Origin of the sequence: Pseudomonas sp. HY13-MNA-CIBAN-0226, from assembly GCF_040310305.1 — a bacterium.
In the GTDB taxonomy this organism is placed as follows: Bacteria; Pseudomonadota; Gammaproteobacteria; order Pseudomonadales; family Pseudomonadaceae; genus Aquipseudomonas; species Aquipseudomonas gregormendelii.
Map to the genome: position 1 here is coordinate 67,031 of NZ_JBEOPS010000020.1, position 16,879 is coordinate 83,909.

At 60.5% G+C, this 16,879-nt stretch carries 17 protein-coding genes; 8 read left to right on the plus strand and 9 right to left on the minus strand.

The features are described 5' to 3' along the window. Window positions 1–322: 322 nt before the first annotated feature. Complete coding sequence (locus AAEZ05_RS21310; protein WP_350648773.1) at window positions 323–556, minus strand: inorganic diphosphatase; 234 nt, start codon at window positions 554–556, stop codon at window positions 323–325. 119 nt (window positions 557–675) lie between these two features. Between AAEZ05_RS21310 and AAEZ05_RS21315 the strand changes: the two genes are divergently transcribed. After that, window positions 676–1,161 (plus strand): cupin domain-containing protein, encoded by a 486-nt coding sequence (locus AAEZ05_RS21315; RefSeq protein WP_502947783.1) that lies wholly within the window; start codon window positions 676–678, stop codon window positions 1,159–1,161. A gap of 157 nt (window positions 1,162–1,318) precedes the next feature. Here AAEZ05_RS21315 and AAEZ05_RS21320 read toward each other — a convergent pair whose 3' ends face one another. The 3 genes from AAEZ05_RS21320 to AAEZ05_RS21330 form a co-directional block, all read right to left on the minus strand. Next, window positions 1,319–2,431 (minus strand): succinylglutamate desuccinylase/aspartoacylase family protein, encoded by a 1,113-nt coding sequence (locus AAEZ05_RS21320; protein ID WP_045059729.1) that lies wholly within the window; start codon window positions 2,429–2,431, stop codon window positions 1,319–1,321. Between the two features lie 70 nt (window positions 2,432–2,501). Beyond that, on the minus strand, window positions 2,502–3,281 hold the full coding sequence (gene aotJ, locus AAEZ05_RS21325; RefSeq protein ID WP_045059728.1) for an L-arginine-binding protein AotJ: 780 nt from the start codon (window positions 3,279–3,281) through the stop codon (window positions 2,502–2,504). Window positions 3,282–3,518: 237 nt separating this feature from the next. Then, the gene (locus AAEZ05_RS21330; RefSeq protein WP_205893862.1) at window positions 3,519–3,953 is read right to left on the minus strand and encodes a rhodanese-like domain-containing protein; all 435 of its coding nucleotides are present in this window, start codon (window positions 3,951–3,953) and stop codon (window positions 3,519–3,521) included. 101 nt (window positions 3,954–4,054) lie between these two features. Here AAEZ05_RS21330 and ftrA point away from each other — a divergent pair, with 101 nt between their 5' ends. Next, the gene (gene ftrA / locus AAEZ05_RS21335; RefSeq protein WP_350648711.1) at window positions 4,055–5,047 is read left to right on the plus strand and encodes a transcriptional regulator FtrA; all 993 of its coding nucleotides are present in this window, start codon (window positions 4,055–4,057) and stop codon (window positions 5,045–5,047) included. A gap of 1 nt (window position 5,048) precedes the next feature. On the opposite strand, the gene cobF is transcribed toward ftrA, so the two are convergent. Then, window positions 5,049–5,804, minus strand: coding sequence for a precorrin-6A synthase (deacetylating) (cobF, locus tag AAEZ05_RS21340; protein WP_350648713.1), 756 nt, complete (start codon window positions 5,802–5,804; stop codon window positions 5,049–5,051). Then, entirely contained in the window at window positions 5,801–6,376 is a 576-nt protein-coding gene (locus AAEZ05_RS21345; RefSeq protein WP_350648715.1) for a histidine phosphatase family protein, read from the minus strand. The genes cobF and AAEZ05_RS21345 overlap by 4 nt, the downstream gene beginning before the upstream one ends. Before the next feature lie 519 nt (window positions 6,377–6,895). Here AAEZ05_RS21345 and AAEZ05_RS21350 point away from each other — a divergent pair. From AAEZ05_RS21350 to AAEZ05_RS21360, 3 genes are all read left to right on the plus strand, one after another. Further along, complete coding sequence (locus AAEZ05_RS21350) at window positions 6,896–7,912, plus strand: arginine N-succinyltransferase (protein ID WP_045059722.1); 1,017 nt, start codon at window positions 6,896–6,898, stop codon at window positions 7,910–7,912. A gap of 46 nt (window positions 7,913–7,958) precedes the next feature. Next, the gene (gene astA / locus AAEZ05_RS21355; protein WP_350648717.1) at window positions 7,959–8,993 is read left to right on the plus strand and encodes an arginine N-succinyltransferase; all 1,035 of its coding nucleotides are present in this window, start codon (window positions 7,959–7,961) and stop codon (window positions 8,991–8,993) included. A gap of 134 nt (window positions 8,994–9,127) precedes the next feature. Further along, window positions 9,128–9,997 (plus strand): oxaloacetate decarboxylase, encoded by an 870-nt coding sequence (locus AAEZ05_RS21360; RefSeq protein WP_045059720.1) that lies wholly within the window; start codon window positions 9,128–9,130, stop codon window positions 9,995–9,997. 295 nt (window positions 9,998–10,292) lie between these two features. Here AAEZ05_RS21360 and AAEZ05_RS21365 read toward each other — a convergent pair whose 3' ends face one another. Beyond that, complete coding sequence (locus tag AAEZ05_RS21365; protein ID WP_350648719.1) at window positions 10,293–11,366, minus strand: diguanylate cyclase; 1,074 nt, start codon at window positions 11,364–11,366, stop codon at window positions 10,293–10,295. Between the two features lie 181 nt (window positions 11,367–11,547). Between AAEZ05_RS21365 and AAEZ05_RS21370 the strand changes: the two genes are divergently transcribed. The 3 genes from AAEZ05_RS21370 (at window position 11,548) to hglS (ending at window position 15,447) form a co-directional block, all read left to right on the plus strand. Further along, the gene (locus tag AAEZ05_RS21370) at window positions 11,548–12,999 is read left to right on the plus strand and encodes a flavin-containing monooxygenase (protein ID WP_205893858.1); all 1,452 of its coding nucleotides are present in this window, start codon (window positions 11,548–11,550) and stop codon (window positions 12,997–12,999) included. A gap of 25 nt (window positions 13,000–13,024) precedes the next feature. Next, window positions 13,025–13,966: an alpha/beta fold hydrolase gene (locus AAEZ05_RS21375; RefSeq protein ID WP_045059717.1), complete on the plus strand. Its 942-nt coding sequence runs from the start codon at window positions 13,025–13,027 to the stop codon at window positions 13,964–13,966. A gap of 113 nt (window positions 13,967–14,079) precedes the next feature. Continuing rightward, window positions 14,080–15,447, plus strand: a complete 1,368-nt coding sequence (gene hglS / locus AAEZ05_RS21380; RefSeq protein WP_045059716.1) for a 2-oxoadipate dioxygenase/decarboxylase HglS — start codon at window positions 14,080–14,082, stop codon at window positions 15,445–15,447. A 35-nt stretch (window positions 15,448–15,482) separates the two neighbouring features. Here hglS and AAEZ05_RS21385 read toward each other — a convergent pair whose 3' ends face one another. Beyond that, a complete protein-coding gene (locus AAEZ05_RS21385; protein ID WP_350648722.1) occupies window positions 15,483–16,160 on the minus strand; it encodes a type 1 glutamine amidotransferase domain-containing protein in 678 nt (225 codons plus the stop codon). Window positions 16,161–16,606: 446 nt separating this feature from the next. Beyond that, complete coding sequence (locus tag AAEZ05_RS21390) at window positions 16,607–16,774, minus strand: hypothetical protein (protein WP_177328588.1); 168 nt, start codon at window positions 16,772–16,774, stop codon at window positions 16,607–16,609. Window positions 16,775–16,879 lie beyond the last annotated feature (105 nt).

The window sequence follows — 16,879 nt, forward strand, 5'->3', positions numbered from 1 at the left end:
TCCTTGCGGCTAGATCTAAAGCGAATATTTTAACATCCCAGCTGTACCAGTGCGGCTGTCCAAATAGCCTGTAACGATTATTGTCACAGGCCGAAATCAACCCCCAACCTGTTCAACTGAGTCCCGGCACGGGCCCGTTCACGAGATTCAGGAGCACGCCCAAGCGGATAGCCTCACTAGGCAAGCGAATGTTGATTCGACTTTCCATACGTGTGGTTCTCCGGGCAATTGATGATCGGAGCAACTGAGGGGCAAATCACACCTCCCTCAGCGTCACCTTCCGACAGAGGCATCTCAATCTTGCGTAAACCTACTTTGGCATTTACGCCGCTACCGACTTGCAAATCTCTTCCCGCGCTTCATCCGCGCTTCCCCACCGGCCCGTCCTCACCCACTTACCCGGCTCCAATGCCTTGTAAAGTGCTGGATCTGTGCGATGAGTAACGCAGGGAGCGTCTGAGCACTCCTTCACGTCGTTGTACATAGAGGTGAGTTTCTTGTGAGGCACTGCGATCACCTTGGCATCCGCACCAGCTTCGTCCGTCATGCACATCATAACTTCGGCAATTCCCCCTGGAAGATACTGCGGTTCCTGCCGGGCATGCCGTGCGGGCAACACAATTGCGTGCACTGCCTATACCTTCAACGGCTACTTCGGTTCGTGGCGGACACTTAGTGAACATCGGCGCTATCGCCGGTGAAGTCCCTATAGACCTGCATTGGATCATGGACAACGACATCCAGATCAGTAGATCTGCCTGGTTCACCACTGGTCAAGGACAAGCCATGGCGCAGTTGTGGGCGCCCCCAGCAAATCCGGTACGCCTCGAACAGGAACGTGATCCCACGCTAGGTAACTCTTCACTGATTCCTCCTCAGGGCGGTACCAGCATCGCCATGTTCGATTTCCCACCGGACTCGGTGATGCAGAACCCCATCGATGGTGTCCGGGCCTATGAAGAGTTGGGGGCGGCGTTGCCTGGCTTGATCGAAAGCTTTGAACCGGAAAATCCGGGCATGCACACCACAGCCACCATCGATTACGGAATTATTCTGCAGGGTGAGATATGGCTGGAGTTGGATAACGGTAAGAGCCGCATCGTGAAGGCGGGCGACATCGTCATTCAAAATGGTACACAAAAGCGGGCTGTAACTGCTTGAAAGGCAGGAGCAAGAGCAAGAGCATGTCAAAGAGGCGGGTGTCTAGAAAATGCAGGATTGGGGTGAAGCCTAACACTGTGAGGTATTCGGTGTTGTCCAAGCCGCCATCGCGAGCCTGCTCGCGAAGCGGACTTGCACCCACCGCAGAACCGGGCTATCAGTCGTTGATCAACTTCCCGACCCGAATCGGCTCGCGCCCCGCCACCTTCGCCTGCCATGTCCCGGGCTGGGTGTACCGCCCGCGATCAATGGCGAACAATACGCCACTGGTCCCGGCACACACCGTGGTAGCCCGATCATTCAACGGGTCCACCACTTCGAACAAAGGATCGCCCTTTTCAACCCACTCGCCCGCTTCGCGCAAAAAGCTCACCACGCCATGATGAGGCGCAAACAGATACTCGGTGCCCTCGAACGGCATGCCTTCACAGCATGTGTCCGGTGCTGCCGGCCATTGGCCCTTGATCACACCCTGCTCGGCGAGAAAGCCCAGTATTGCCTCGCAATTGGCCTGTGCCTGATCGACCCGGGTGTCGCCCATGCTCCCCAGTTCCAGGGTGGTGGCCAGGTTGGCAGGTGGAATAGCCGCTTCAGGGAACGCCCGCGCCAGGCGCAACCAGGGCGACGAACAGGACTCGTCGAACGAGCTGCCACCGGAATCTTCGCAGAGCAGTGCCACACCGGCCTGCAATCGCGACGCGAGGGACTGCCACTGCGGCCAGTGTTGCGGCAAGGCATACAGGTGAATCGCCGCCTCGAAATCGCAATGCAGGTCGAGGGTAATGTCGGCATCGCAGGCATGGCGCAGCAGCAGGCGATGCATGGCTTCGAGTTGCGACATGGGGGCGGGCAAGCCGTCCAGCACCTGGACCATGGCCTGGCGAATCAGGGCGATATTGGCGCCGGCATCGGTGCCCAACCGCTCACCGATCAACTGCCCGACCGGTGCGCTCAGTTCGACGAACGAACGGTTGAAGTTCTTGCCGCTGCCCAGTTCAAAGCGGCCCATATGACTGCCTTGCACATGCTGATCGAGGCCAATCGGGTTGGCCACCGGCACCAGTTCGATCACCCCTTGCAGCTGCCCCCGGGCCTCGAGTTCGCCCAGGCGCTTTTTCAATTCCCAGGCGGTACGCATGCCCGGCAATTCATCGGCATGCAGGCTGGCCTGGATGTACACCTTGCGCGTGCCCTCGCCATAACGAAATACACTGAGGGTGCGTTCGGTGCCCAGGTGGCTCCAGGGCAGTGAATGGTCGATGCGTTGCATGAAGAACTCCTGCGTTTGCAAAAAAAAATGGCAACCGCGCTAACGGTTGCCACTTTTTTAATCGGTTTGATTAATGACCGTAAACGTCAAAATCGAAATACTTGTCCTGCACTTGCTTGTACTTGCCGTTGGCGCGGATCTCGGTGATGGCGGTGTTGAATTTTTCCGCCAGTTGCGTATCGCCCTTGCGCACTGCAATACCTGCGCCGCCGCCGAAATACTTGGCGTCTTCGTAGGTGGGGCCGACAAACGCGAAGCCCTTGCCTGCGTCGGTTTTCAGGAAACCGTCGTCCAGGTTGACCGAGTCGGCCAGCATCGCGTCGAGGCGACCGGACACCATGTCCAGGTTGGCTTCCTGCTGCGAACCGTAGCGCACCAGGATGATGCCGGCAGGCTGCAGCACTTCAGTGGCGAAGCGGTCATGCGTACTGGCGCGCAGCACACCGACTTTCTTGCCCTTGAGTTCGGTCAGCGGATCCTTGACCTCGCTGCCCTCCTTCATCACGAAGCGTGCCGGGGTGTGGTAGTACTTGATGGTGAAATCGACGTTCTTCTTGCGGTCGTCGGTGATGGTCATGGACGACAGGATGGCGTCGATTTTCTTGACCTTCAGCGCCGGGATCAGGCCATCGAACTCCTGCTCGACCCAGGTGCACTTGACCTTCATCTGCTCGCACAATGCGTCGCCGATATCCACGTCAAAACCGGTGAGTTTGCCGTCAGGTGTCTTCATGGAAAATGGCGGGTAGCCGGCTTCGATACCGATACGGATCGGCTTGGCGTCATCAGCCACGGCGCCGAGGGACAGCATCGACAGTGCCAGGGCACCGAACATCACTAGCTTCTTCATTCACAACTCCTGTGTGCGGAGGTTTTTATTGGCAGCGTTCGATTGGTCGCTTTCGGTTGGAAAAAACCGAAGTGGCCGGCAGTCTAGAGCGGCTACAAGCCGTTAAATTACGTCCAGGCGACAAATATTTACAAGAACACAGCAAGAATGATCAGCGTGATGATCCGGTGTGGAAGATCCGCGCCAACTGGCCAAATGGCCGGGTGGCGCGGTGCACTTATCGGGTTGCTGGCGGGCTCAACATTCGCAGCCAAGGCCCGGGGTGACGATGCGCGGCACGGCAACATTCAGGGCAAATCCCTCATCCAGCCATCCGGTCACCCCGCCGATCATCTCCTTGACCGGGTAATCCAACGCGGCCAGCTTCACGGCAGCCTTGTTCGCGCCATTGCAATGCGGGCCGGCGCAATAGACCACAAACAGGCTGGTTTTGGGGTAGTGCGCCAGGCTTTCAGCCGTGAGCAATCGCCCTGGGATATTGATCGCCCCCGGCACATGACCGCGCTCGAACGCCCGTGGCCCGCGGACGTCGACCAGGATGAAATCCATTTCACCGGCCGCCTGGCTGCCGTAGACGTCGGAGCAATCAGTCTCGAAGGTCAGGCGATTGCTGAAATGCATGAGGGCGATGGCCGAGGGTGCAGCGGGGATTTCACGAACGAGGCTGGTCATGGGCAGTACTCCTGGGTGTTGAGGGGTGTGGGATGACTTTATCGACAGCTCGCTTCGGGCTACAGTGGCGCACAAGACACTTACCGGGAATTTTCCGCCAAATGCATTCCGCCCCTGGATCGGTCGCGATCCTGGCCTACGATGGCCTGTGCACATTCGAGTTCGGCATTGCCGTGGAGATCTTCGGCCTTGCCCGGCCGGAGTTCGATTTCCCCTGGTACACCCACTGCATTGTCGCCGTGGACCCGGGCCCGATGCGCGCCACGGGCGGTATCCGGGTGCTGGCCGATGGCGGCATGGATCTGCTGCTAGAGGCCCGCACCATCATCATCCCTGGCTGGCGCGACCGCAGTGCCCCGGTACCCGAGGCGCTGTTGACGGCCTTGCGCCAGGCCCATGCACGGGGCGCACGGTTGTTGTCGATCTGCTCGGGGGTGTTCGTGCTGGCGGCCACCGGCTTGCTCAACGGCCACAGCGCCACCACCCATTGGCGCTACAGCAGCGAACTGGCTGAGCGCTTTCCCGAGATTCTGGTGGACCCGCAGGTGCTGTATGTCGATGCAGGCCAACTGATCACCTCGGCCGGCAGTGCCGCCGGTATCGATGCCTGCCTGCACCTGGTCGCCCGAGACTTCGGTACCCAGGTCGCCAACTCGGTGGCGCGGCGCCTGGTGATGTCGCCGCAACGCACCGGCGGCCAGGCGCAATTCATTCCGGCGCCGGTCAGTGTGGCGGCGCGCAGTGATCTTTCGCGGGTGATGCAATGGGCCCGCGAGCGCGTGCACCAACCGCTGGAGGTGCGCGACCTGGCCAGTGAAGCGGCCATGAGCGAGCGCACCTTCCTGCGCCGCTTCACCGAAGCCACCGGCCTGTCGCCCAAGGCCTGGCTGCAACATGAACGGGTGGGTCGGGCGCGGGAGTTGCTGGAAGGCACCCGGGAGAATACCGAGCAGATTGCCGAGCGCTGCGGTTACCGGTCGGTAGAAAGCTTCAGGGTGGCGTTTCGCAGTGTCGTGGGGGTGCCGCCATCGGTGTATCGGGAGCGGTTTGGACGTGGGCTTGCTCGCGAAGGGGCCGGCATGGACGGCGCCTGACTCAAGGCTTGCGCAACAGGTAGGTATCCATGATCCACCCATTGGCCAACCGAGCCGCCTTGCGCACCCGCTCGATTTCCTGCGCCACCTCCTCGAGCCTGCCGTGGATCAGCAGCTCATCCGGCGTCCCCAGATAAGCGCCCCAGTAAATCTCGGTCTGCGGATCTGCCACCTGGTGGTAGGCATCCTGGGCGTCGAGCATCACCACCAGGCTGTCGGCATCGCTTACCTGCCCCGCCGCCAGACGACGCCCGGTGGTGATTTCGATGGACTGGCCAATGCGATTGAGTGGCACCTTATGCCGGGCGCACAGAGCCTGGACGCTGGTGATCCCGGGGATGACTTCAAATTCGAACTCACAGCGGCCCGAATCGAGGATCGCCCGGAGGATCCTGATGGTGCTGTCGTACAACGCCGGATCGCCCCACACCAGGAAACCCGCGCACTCGTCGTCGGCCATCTGCTCATGGATCAGCCGCTCAAAGGTCGACTGCCTGGCCAGGTTCAGGTCTTCCACGCTGGCCCTGTAGTCCACCTCTCCCCGCTCCCGCTCGGGACTTGGGGCCTCGACGAAACGATAGGCCTTGTGGGTAATGTAGCGCTCGCAAATGTCGCGCCGCAGGTCGATGAGTTTGTCCTTGCTCTGACCCTTGTCCATGAGGAAAAACACATCGGCGCTATTCAGCGCCTTGACCGCCTGCAGGGTGATGTAGTCAGGGTTGCCGGCGCCGATGCCAATCACCAGGAGTTTTTTCATGGCTGCGATTCCTCATGCCCATCGCCTGTTAAACGAAAACGCCAGCGCCCGTTGAATCGCAACTCGACGATCGACAGCGGTTCAACATCAATCTGGTTAAACGCCGAGCTTTGCAGGGCCCAGGTCAACGCCGCACGAATCACGAACGGATGGGTGACCGCCACTATGTGCCCGGGTGTCGCCTCAAGCGCGGTCAGCCAGGCCGCCACCCGGCGAGTGAGCGCGGCGACCGATTCGCCGCCATGGGGGGCCGAATCAGGATTCTGTAGCCAGGCCTGCAGCGCCTGGGGTTCGGCCTCGTGCACGTCATCAATCTGCGCGCCGCACCACCGACCGAAGTCGCAGTCGCGCAGCGCCTCCACAGTCTCCACTTCACGACCGAACAAACCAGCGGTTTGCCGTGCACGCAGCTCCGGGGCAGACAGGAGCCTTGACGAAGTTTTGAATTGGCGACTGCGGGAGCCCTGTGCAGATTGCCAATCCATTTCCAACGGCTCATTTGTAGGAAACCGCGCCAACTTTTGTGCGACGGTTCTCGCATGGCAGATCAAGGTCAAACGGGTCGCCCGCACTTGGGAATGCTCGCTGCAAAAAGTCAGGAAACGGTAACACGCTGCAGCTTGTCTGCAGGCGTTTTCTTGGGTGCAAGACGGCAGTGTCTGACACACGGATTGGCAAGTGGCCTACACGAACTACGACCATGCCTGTAGGCCTTTACTGACAGGCCTCAGGCCGTGTTCAAGGGAGCAAAAAGCCTTGAAAAAATCACTAGACAGCCACGGCGCGTTGCATAAATACTGGATCCATCAATCTGTGAATTAAACGAAAAAACATCCAGCAGGAGCCCGGATGCCCTCTCTGAATCTTCAGAATAATGACCTCCTTCACCCCGTGATCTTTGTGGCATAGCGCTGCCGGCCTCAGCGCGTTTAACGACTCGCCGGGACCCTGCCAGCGTCGTGAAAAGCTGAAAAACATGAACAGTGGCGCCTGATACAGATCAGGTGAGCCGCCCCTGCAATGCGTGGAAACCGACAGTGACAGTCAGGTCGGGTGCTTGTCACCCGACCCTTTGATACAGGAGTGCATCCATGCTGGTCTTGCGTCCAGTCGAATTGAGCGATCTGCCCCAGCTGCAACGACTCGCCCGTGACAGCCTGCCGGGCGTCACGTCTTTGCCCGACGACACCGGACGCCTGCGCGAGCGGATTATCGGATCCTGCGATTCATTTGAAAAAGACGCCGCCGTGCAAGGACCGCAGAACTACTTCTTCGTGCTGGAAGACCTCGAGACCCAACGCCTGATGGGCTGTTCGGAAATTCTCGCCACGGCGGGTTTCGAAACGCCCTTCTACAGCCTGCGCCACCGGGATTACACCGCCGCCTCGCGGGAACTCAACGTCGAACATGCCGTACCCGCCTTGTCGCTGTGTCACGACCTGAGCGGGCACACCTTGTTGCGCGGCTTTCATGTCGAGGCGACCCTGGTCGGGAGCCGGTTCAGCGAATTGCTGTCACGGGCTCGCCTGATGTTCATCGGCGCTCACCGCCATCGTTTTGCCGACTCGGTGATTACCGAGATAGTCGGGTTCAGCGATGATGAGGGCCATTCACCGTTCTGGGATGCGGTGGGCAAACACTTCTTCGACCTGCCCTACACCGAGGCCGAGCGCCTGTGTGGCCTGCAAAGCCGGACTTTCCTGGCGGAGCTCATGCCGCATTACCCGATCTATGTGCCGATGCTGCCCCAGGCTGCGCAGGCCTGCATCGGCCGCATCCATCCCGATGGCCAGGAAGCCTTCGATATTCTCGAACGCGAGGGCTTCAAGACCAATCATTATGTCGATCTGTTCGACGGTGGGCCGACCCTGCATGCGCCTCTTTGCGCCATCCGGTCGGTGGCCCGGGGATTCACTGCCAGCGTCAGGCCGGTTACCGCCATCGATGCGCGCGGCCGATATCTGGTCAGCAATGACTCGCTCAGGGACTTTCGCGCGATCGTTGCCGACCTGGACGTGCGTGCCGGGCAACCTGTGGCGTTGCCCCTGCAACTGTGCGCCGCGTTGAATGTGCACGCCGGCAGCCTGATCCGCTTGGTCGCGCTGTGAACAGCCTTCGACGACCCACCCCAGGACGGGCTGCGGGAGCGCCGCAATGATCGTGCGCCCGGTCAGCGCCACCGACTTGCCTGCCCTGCTAGCGCTGGTCCGCCAGGCCGGTCCCGGGTTTACCGGCCTTGCGGCCAACGAAGATCGGCTGGCGCACCGGGTGCGCTGGGCCCGGCGCACCTTTGCCGAGCAGGTCGAACGCGCTGATGCCGATTACCTGTTCGTGCTCGAGGACGACGAGCAGCAAATCGTCGGCGTGAGCGCCTTGAAGGGCGCCGTAGGCCTGCGCGAGCCCTGGTACAACTATCGGGTCGCAATGACCCACAGCTCGTCGCCAGACCTGGGGATCGAGCGTCAGATCCCGACACTGGTCATGAATAACGAGATGACCGGGCAATCGGAACTCTGCTCGCTGTTCCTGCACCCCGACCTGCGCTCGGGCAGCAACGGCAGGTTGCTGTCCCTGGGACGCTTGCTGTTCGTGGCCGAGTTCACCCATCTGTTCGGCGACAGGCTGATTGCCGAACTGCGGGGGCATGCCGACCTCGATGGCTGCTCGCCCTTCTGGGACAGCCTGGGCCGGCACTTTTTCAGGAAGGATTTCCACCATGCCGACCAGTTGTCCGGCATGGGCAGCAAATCGTTCATCGCCGAACTGATGCCCCGCCAGCCTCTCTACACCTGCCTGTTGACCGAGCAGGCCCGGGCGGTGATCGGCAAGGCCCACCCGAACACCGAACCGGCGCTGAGGATCCTCAGCGCCGAGGGATTTACCCATCAGGGTTACATCGACATCTTTGACGCCGGGCCGGTCATCGAGGCCCCGGTGTCCGACATCCGCACGGTACGCGAAAGCCAGGCGCTGACGCTGGCCATCGGCAGCCTGGACGAGCAGGCGCCGCTCTGGCTGATCCACAATCGCCGCCTGGAAAACTGCCGGATCACGGCGGCCCATGGGCGGCAGGTGGACGGCAGCCTGGTGGTCGATCGTCTCACTGCCAAGCGCCTGCAACTGCAACCCGGTGACTCGGTACGCGCCGTGCCACTGGTCGACCCGCTGCGAGAGGCGGCCGCCGCCTGATCGGCCCTGGCAAGGGCTTTGCCAGGGCACCCGGTAAATTCGTCATCATTCTTCCTGCGCTCGCGTGATAGCCTTTTGTTTCTTCGGCGTTGACACTTTTGCTCAAGCCCGTCCATTTCAATGGTGGAACTCATATGTCCAGGCTTTCTCATCAAGACTTACGCCGTAACTTCCGCGAGCTGTTCGCCTCCAATGCCTGCTACCACACCGCTTCGGTGTTCGACCCGATGTCAGCGCGCATTGCCGCAGACCTGGGTTTCGAAGTGGGCATTCTCGGCGGCTCGGTCGCATCGCTGCAGGTGCTGGGCGCCCCCGACTTTGCCTTGATCACCCTCAGCGAGTTCGCGGAACAGGCCACGCGCATTGGCCGCGTCGCTCAACTGCCGGTGATTGCCGACGCCGACCATGGCTATGGCAACGCGCTGAATGTGATGCGCACCATCGTTGAACTGGAGCGCGCGGGCATCTGCGCCCTGACCATTGAAGATACGTTGCTGCCAGCGCAATTCGGCCGCAAATCCACTGACCTGATTACGGTTGCCGAGGGCGTCGGCAAGATCCGCGCGGCGCTGGAAGCCCGGGTTGATTCGGAGATGGCGATTATTGCCAGGACCAACGCCGGCATTCTGCCCGTCCAGGAAATCATCAGCCGAACTCAGCAATATCAACGTGCCGGGGCGGACGGGATTTGCATGGTGGGTGTGCGTGATTTTGATCATCTTGAACAGTTGGCCGAGCACCTGACTGTGCCGTTGATGCTGGTGACGTATGGCAACCCGCTGTTGCGTGATGACAAGCGCCTGGCCGAGTTGGGTGTGCGGGTGACGATTGATGGGCATGGGGCGTATTTTGCGGCGATCAAGGCGACCTATGACAGTCTGCGTGAGCAGCGGCAGATTTTTACTCAGGCATCGGATTTGAGTGCTACCGAGTTGACCCATACCTATACCCAGCCTGAGGAATATATTCGTTGGGCTGAGGAGTTTATGAGCGTCAAGGAGTGATGGCTGGCCCAGCGCGGCTAAACCGGCATCCTTGCCGGTTTCCCCGCTGCGCAACGCCTGCGTTCGGCCAGCGTGGTTAACGGGGCGCCTGCGATCTACAGCTCGCCGTGGCGGCCTTCGGGCCGACCAAAGCGTCAAGCCGGCGCGCTGAGCTTATCTGATTGTGCGCACCCTCCGGGCTAGCTAGAACTGCGTAGGAGCTGTCGAGTGCAACGAGGCTGCGATCTTTTGGCGCTATCCCTGACGGAGCAAAGCTTGCTCGCGATGCGCTTGCCGCACCACGCATCCGAAGTCGCTATACCGAATCCAGCAATTCCCACTCAGACCGGCTGTCATTGCTGCAGATAACCCGATTGCGCCCGGTGGTCTTGGCTTCATACAGCGCCTGGTCCGCATCATTGAGCCACAAGATGGCGTCTGTGTGGGTCGGGTTCAATGCTGCCAGGCCAATGCTCAGGCTGACTCTCAGCGCCGGGTCCTGTTCATGGCCCAAGGTCGCAAAACGGTCGCGCAGTACATCCATGGCCGCCGCCGCGCTGCTCAGGGGCAGGTCTGGGAGGATCACGCAGAATTCGTCACCGCCGTAACGCCCGGCCAGGTCGGTTACCCGCAGGTTCTGCCGGAGCATTTTGCTCAGCTGGCGCAGGACGATGTCGCCGGCCACATGCCCGTAAGTGTCGTTGATCGCCTTGAAGTGGTCGATATCGATCAACGCAATCGCCCCGCCCTTGCCCTGCCGGCGGCACCGTTGAAACTCCAGTTCCAGCTGGTCTTTCCAGGCACCATGGTTGAGCAGGCCGGTCAGGCTGTCGGTGCGACTCAACGCCAGCAGCTCACGTTTGTGCTGGCCAAGTGTGTGGGCCTGGCGGAAACAGATCCAGCCCAGAGCCAAAGGATAAAGGCACAGCAGGGGCAAGGAGGCGTACAACTGCAGTTGGCTGGTTTCAGGCACGAAGGCAGGCGCGAAGATCAGCAGGCCGACGCCCAGGCCAAGGATCTGCGCCGCCGTGCCGGCCAGCAGGAAACGCAGCCCGCCAATTGCGACGTTGTTCATGGCCATCATGGAAATGGTCGCGGCGCTGGGCAGCGGATTGAATTGCATGGCGGCGACCCAGAATCCGCCGAGAAAGGCATCCACCAGGAGATTACGCTGTTCGGCGTGGTAAGGAATTTTCCTGCGTCGGGCCCATTGATAAGCCACGTGTGGCCAGACCAGGCCATTGAATAGCATCAGCGCCCAGACCCAATGCGGCGGATCGAGCGGGTACATGGCTGCGGCCACGCACAACAGGCCCAGGGCCAAGCCTAACGTTCGCGAGGTGTAGAGCCTGCGTGCCAGTGAAAGTCCTTTGACTCCCGATTTTTCCATGGGGCCTCTATGCCACTGAACAGAACCTGCTGACACCTGGGTTGCGTGTGTGCTGAAGTCTATCAGGGCAACGTTAAATAGCCATCACCGGCTGGCGGCCTGAATATCCCGACATTGATGGCAGGCGTGGGCCGAATGTTTGGCTATACATGAAGGGGCGCGCCATCAAAAAAGGAAGTCCATGCAAACTTTTAAAGTGCTGATCATCGGCAGCGGATTCGGCGGCCAGTGCGCGGCAATCAATTTGCTCAAGGCCGGTATCGAAGATTTCCGCCTGCTGGAACGGCGGGATTTCTTTGGCGGGACCTGGTGCCAGAATACCTACCCCGGCGCTGCGGTGGACGTGCCCTCGCCGCTCTATTCCTTGTCATTTGCGCCGTACCGCTGGACGCAGATGTTCGCCGAACAGGCCGAACTGCAACGCTACACCGAGTACGTGATCGAGCATTTCGGCTTGCGGGACAAGGTCGAACTGCAGACCAATGTCGAGCGCATCGAATGGGACGATGACAACAGGCGCTGGGTGGTGCACACCTCGCGGGGGATGTTCCAGGCGCAGTTCCTGATCAATGCCACCGGGCCGCTGAGCCAGCCGGTGGTGCCCCGCTTTGAAGGCCAGGAACGTTTCAAGGGCAAGACTTTTCACACCAACCAGTGGGACCACGCCTACGACTACCGCAACAAACGCGTGGCCATTGTCGGCAGCGGCGCCAGTGCTGCCCAGGTGATCCCGGCGATCGCGCCGCACGTTCAGCAGCTGCATGTGTTCCAGCGCACTCCACACTGGGTGCTGCCCCGGGCAGATCGCCGGTTTGGCCGGTTCCAGCGCTGGCTCCTGGGCCTCAAGCCGGCCTACAAGCTGTTGCGCTGGATGATCTACTGGCAATTTGAAACCCGGGTGATTGCCTTCAAGTACTCCCGGCCGGCGATTCGCCTGGTCCAGCAACAGGCGCTGGGTTTTCTCAAGCGCCAGGTGGCCGATCCCGAACTGCGGCGCAAGCTGACCCCGGATTACGCCATCGGCTGCAAACGGGTGATTGTTTCCAGCACCTTGTACCCGGCGCTCGGGCGCAGCAATGTGACACTGCACAGCCGCGAACAAGGGATTGCCCGTATTGACGAGAGCGGCATCGTGACCAGCGATGGCCAGCACATCGATCTGGACCTGATCGTCTGGTCCACCGGTTACGACGCCACCGACGGGGTGATTTCCTATCCGGTCTACGGAAAGAACGCGACGCGTCTGCAAGATGTCTGGGCGCAATACCCCCGGGCCTACCTCGGCACCAGCCTGCCGGGCTTTCCCAACCTGTTTATCGTCACCGGGCCCAACACCGGAATCGGCCACACCTCGGCACTGTTCATTATCGAATCGCAGATGAACTACATTCTCGACTGTATCGGCACGTTAAAAAAACAGGGTTTACGCAGCATAGAGGTGCGCCCTGAGGCGGAACGTACCTACACTGAAATGATCCACAGAGAAATGGAGCGCACGGTATGGAAGTCTGGCGGTTGCCACAGCTGGTATCACAGCAAGAGCGGTCATGTAATCGCCATGTTTCCGGGGTTCAGTTTCAGCTATCACCGGCTCACCCGGGCGCTGAAACCCGCCGATCACCTGCTCTCCTGATTCGTTAGATAGAAGGAAGACGCTGATGCTTTTATTGGTTGTCGCTATCGCTGTTTTCGTGGCCTGGAGCTGGTTGAGCTACCCCGCTATCGGTTACTTGCTGTATGACTTGAGCACCGCCATCGAAGCCAAGCTGTACCGGCTGCACAAGATCGTCGTGCCGATCCCCGAAATGACGGTCTCGACCTGGCAAGGTGGGCCATACGAGGCCACCAGCAGCGTGCTGATGCTGCATGGCTACAGCGCCGACAAGAACCTGTGGCTGCGCTTCGCCCGGCATTTTGTCGGCCAGTACCGGGTGATCATCCCCGATATTGCCGGCCATGGCGAAACCGGATTCAAGGCCGGTGGCGGCTACGACATCCCGCTCCAGGCCAAGCGCATGATCCAGCTGCTCGACGTCTGCGGCGTGGAAAAAGTGCATGTGATCGGCAACTCCATGGGTGGTTACATGGCGGCCTGGCTTGCCGCCCACTACCCGGACCGCATCGCGTCGGTTGCGCTGATCGACCCGGCCGGCGTCACTGCGCCGGAGATCAGTGATCTGGAGCGGCAGCTGGGCAAGGGGCATAACCCGTTCCTGATTCATTCCCGGGAGGAATTCCGCCAGTTCTACGCCATGACCATGGCCAATCCGCCCTGGGTGCCGGGGGTGGTGCTGGATGCCTTTGCCCAACGCTATCAACAGTCTCGCGATGAGCTGGAGGAAATCTTCAGAGACTTTCGCGCCAGCCCGCCGATGGAGCCAAGACTGGCCGATATCAAGTGCCCGGCCCTGCTGGTGTGGGGGCGCAAGGACCGGCTGATCGATGTCAGCAGTGTGGCGGTCTGGAGCAAGGGCATTGCCGACCTGAGGGTGGAGATCGGCGAAGGCGTCGGGCATATGCCGATGGTCGAACAGCCCGCACACACGGCGCGACTGTATGGAGAATTTTTGGCATCCCAACGCTCGCACTTGCCGGTCTGACCCCTGTTTGCAGTCCGTGACAGAATGAAGTTCGGAAGATTCTTCGTTTGTCGGGGACGCTGAAGGCTGCGATCTTTTGCCCATCCTTCACGCCAGCGCCAGGAAAACCTTCCATGAGCCATCCGAGCTTCGTCAGCCCCGACCTGATCCGCCAACGCTTCTCCAAAGCGATGTCCGACATGTACCGCGAAGAGGTCCCGCTGTACGGCGCGCTGATGCAACTGGTGGAGCAAACCAACCGTCACGTGCTGCAAAGCGATCCACAGGTGGCCCGGCAACTGGACAGTACCGGCGAAATCCAGCGCCTGGACCTGGAGCGCCATGGCGCAATTCGCGTGGGCACGGCCGATGAACTGGCCACCCTGGCCCGCCTGTTTGCGGTCATGGGCATGCAGCCCGTTGGCTACTACGACCTGACCCCGGCGGGGGTGCCGGTTCACTCCACCGCGTTTCGCGCGGTGCACGAAGCCGCATTGCAAGTCAGCCCGTTTCGGGTGTTCACCTCATTGCTGCGCCTTGAGCTGATCGAAGATCAGGCACTGCGTACCTTTGCCCAGGCGGTACTGGATAAACGCAGGATCTTCACCCCGGCAGCGCTGCACCTCATCGAGTGCGCCGAACGCGAGGGCGGCCTTGGCGAAGAGCAGGCGCAACAATTCGTCGAGCAGGCGCTGGAAACCTTCCGCTGGCACCACAGCGCCACCGTCACCGCCGAGCAGTATCAAAAACTCAGCGCGCAACATCGCCTGATCGCCGACGTGGTGGCGTTCAAGGGCCCCCACATCAACCACTTGACGCCGCGCACCCTGGACATCGATATCGTACAGGCACAAATGCCCGACCACGGCATCACCCCCAAGGCGGTGGTCGAAGGCCCACCCCGTCGCCAGTGTCCGATTTTGCTGCGCCAGACCAGTTTCAAGGCGCTGGATGAGCCGATCGCCTTTACTGATCAAGCCGACAGTCGCGGCAGCCATAGCGCCCGCTTTGGCGAAATCGAACAAAGGGGCGCCGCGCTGACCCCCAAAGGGCGCGCACTGTATGACCGCCTGCTGAACGCGGCTCGGGATGAACTCGGCGAATTTCCCAACGAAAGCAACGCCACACGCTACAACACGCTGATGGAGCGGCATTTCAGCGAGTTTCCTGACACGCTAGAGGGCATGCGCCAGCAAGAGTTGGCGTATTTTCGGTACTTCGTCACGGACAAGGGCCGGGCTGCGGGAGCGCTGCAAACCATGGCGCTGGAGGACCTTCTACGCGATGGCTATCTGCGGGTGGAACCGCTGGTTTACGAGGATTTCCTGCCGGTCAGTGCGGCGGGGATATTTCAGTCCAACCTTGGGGACGCTGCGCAAAGCCACTATGGCGAGCACTCGAACCGCCAAGCCTTCGAGCAGGCCTTGGGACGCGCAACCATTGATGAACTGGCGCTGTACGCCGAAACGCAGCGCCGTTCAATCGAGCAGTGTTTCGCCTGATTCCAGGTCGCGCAACCTGGCGCTTTGGCGAAGGGTTAGCGCAGCTTGGCCAATAGCGCCTCGGCCACTGCCTCGGACGACGCCGGGTTCTGCCCTGTCAGCAGCAACCCGTCGGTCACCACATAACTGGCCCAATCGTCGCCCTTGGAGTAGAGGCCACCGTTGGCCTTGAGCGCGTCCTCAACCAGGAACGGTACGACATCGGTCAGTTGCACCGCCTCCTCCTCGGAGTTGGTAAAGCCCGTCACCCGCTTGCCCTTGACCAGCGGTTTGCCGTCCGCGCCCTTGACGTGACGCAACACACCCGGCGCATGGCAGACCGCCGCGACGGGTTTTCCAGCCTGGTAGAACGCTTCGATCAGCGCGATCGACACCTTGTCTTCGGCCAGGTCCCACAGCGGGCCGTGGCCGCCGGGGTAAAAAACCGCATCGTAGTCCTCGGCCCTGGCGCTGCTCAGCAACGCGGTTGAAGCCAGGGCGGCCTGCGCAGCAGAATCCTTGCGAAAGCGCTCCGTGGCGGCGGTCTGCGCATCCGGCTCGTCGCTTTTGGGGTCCAGGGGCGGCTGACCGCCCTTCGGTGACACCAGGGTCAGCTGGGCGCCGGCATCCTTGAAGGCATAATACGGTGCAGCGAATTCTTCCAGCCAGAAACCGGTTTTCTTGCCAGTGTCACCCAACTGGTCGTGGGACGTCAGAACCATCAGGATTTTCATGTCGTAGTCGCTCCGGGTCGATGTGCCTGTTTCATTGACCATCAGCCAGGTCGGTTCGTTTCAGTCCCAACGGCGCAATTTTCAATTGTGCAAACCAGGCAATCTACAATTAGAGATGACACTCGAAATTTAAAGACAAAAAAGAGCGACCCTGTGATCGCCCCTGTTGTGAACGCCGCATAACCTTGCAATGACGGATGAAGAGGGGTTCGCCCAGTGCAGTGGCCTTGGCAATCCATGCACTGGTAAAGAGCCATGACACTGGGCGAACGAACACTATTTTAATATAGGTTTGAAGATAAATCGCCGAACCCAACATGAAATTTATCGACATGATATTTAACAGTATGTCACTTTAAATATCATGCAAACAAATTTTCGAATTCACCGGTCCGACCAATAAACTTACTGTCACAAACTGTGTGAAAGTTATGTTTGAATAATCATCAGGGATTGTCAGCCGTCTCCTGCGCAGTCGATTCCCCGCTGTCGGTGCCTTTGCCCTGTTCCTTGCGGCGATTGGGGTCAGTGGGCCGCAACGCATCATTATCGCGCTCGACCTCCCCGGGTGGCCGGGGCTCGTCAGGGTGTTCCGTCTCGGTTACCGGTTTCATTGCTGGCCTCCTCAGGCTCAGGATCGTCGACTGTCCCGGCCACGCTCACCGCAGTCATCAAATTGCGGCGTTCCCGGCAGGGGTTCGTACGGTAGAGAGCCGCAG